General features: G+C 48.8%; 1 protein-coding gene and 1 pseudogene. Both read right to left on the reverse strand.

Going from position 1 to position 1,114, the window contains the following annotated elements; all coding sequences use genetic code 11:
* A pseudogene (locus IR083_RS24575) lies at nucleotides 1-338 on the reverse strand (aminoglycoside phosphotransferase family protein); the annotation flags it as partial.
* 20 nt (nucleotides 339-358) lie between these two features.
* Nucleotides 359-1,114 (reverse strand): UDP-glucose 4-epimerase GalE (gene galE / locus IR083_RS03685; RefSeq protein ID WP_194223280.1); only part of this gene is annotated, 756 nt, incomplete at its 5' end.

Genomic DNA, 1,114 nt, shown 5'->3' on the forward strand with positions numbered 1-1,114 from the left:
ATAAACAGGCAGGCAGCCCAGTATTCGCCCGCGGCATCTTTATAAAACAGCCTGCCGTCCACCGTCGGTATGACAGTCAGGGCCTCCCTTAGAGGGTCGCCTCCCCGTTCTGAGATTATCTTCTTCAGATGCGTGGTTACTTTATAAATATTATCCATCATCGCGGGCACATCCCTGAAGATATTCTTATTCTTCCGCTGGAGGATATAGTCGGGATTATTTCCCTGCGTTTCAACGAAAAACGTATCATTTATCAGCCCTTCACCCAAAGGGCGTATCTGCAGTATGGGATGGGCGAATAAAAAATGGGGGACTATTTTTTCTAAATTCGTGTTCATCGGTATAGTTATTTTTGGTCTTATTTTTGTTTTTTCGATATTTTTACCTGCCAGTTCCACGCCGACATCAGCGTGTCTTCTATCGATTCCTTTGCTTTCCATCCCAGCTCATTATTCGCTAGTTGCGGATCGGCCCATACTTTTACGATATCCCCGGCACGGCGTTCCGTTACGCGATAATTCAGCTTTACACCCGTTACCTTTTCGAAGGTATTTATCAGTTCCAAGACAGATAAGCCGCGTCCTGTCCCGATATTGAATACTTCGACGGGCGATTTTTGCCCTGATTGTAAAATCCGTTCGATAGCCGCGACATGAGCCTTGGCCAAATCCACTACGTTGATAAAATCCCGGATGCAGGACCCGTCCGGCGTATCGTAATCGGCCCCGAACACGCTTAACTGTTCGCGGATTCCGATAGCTGTCTGCGTAATATATGGGACGAGGTTTTGAGGCACACCGTTCGGCAGTTCGCCTATTTCTGTGGAAGGATGGGCGCCTATGGGATTGAAGTAGCGGAGGATAACGCTCCGGATATTCGTTCCCGAGGCAACTGTATCCTGTATAATCTCTTCATTGACCTGCTTTGTGTTCCCGTATGGGGATTCTGCCGGCTTTACCGGCGCGGATTCGCTTACAGGCAGCTGGTCAGGCTGTCCGTACACCGTACAGGAGGAGGAAAAGACAAATCCCCCGATACCGAACTGCGGCATCAGTTCCAGCAGGTTGATTAGCGAGACCAGGTTGTTCCGGTAATACATCAGTGGCTTTTCAAC

The organism is Dysgonomonas sp. GY75 (assembly GCF_015234155.1).
GTDB classification, from domain to species: Bacteria; Bacteroidota; Bacteroidia; order Bacteroidales; family Dysgonomonadaceae; genus Dysgonomonas; species Dysgonomonas gadei.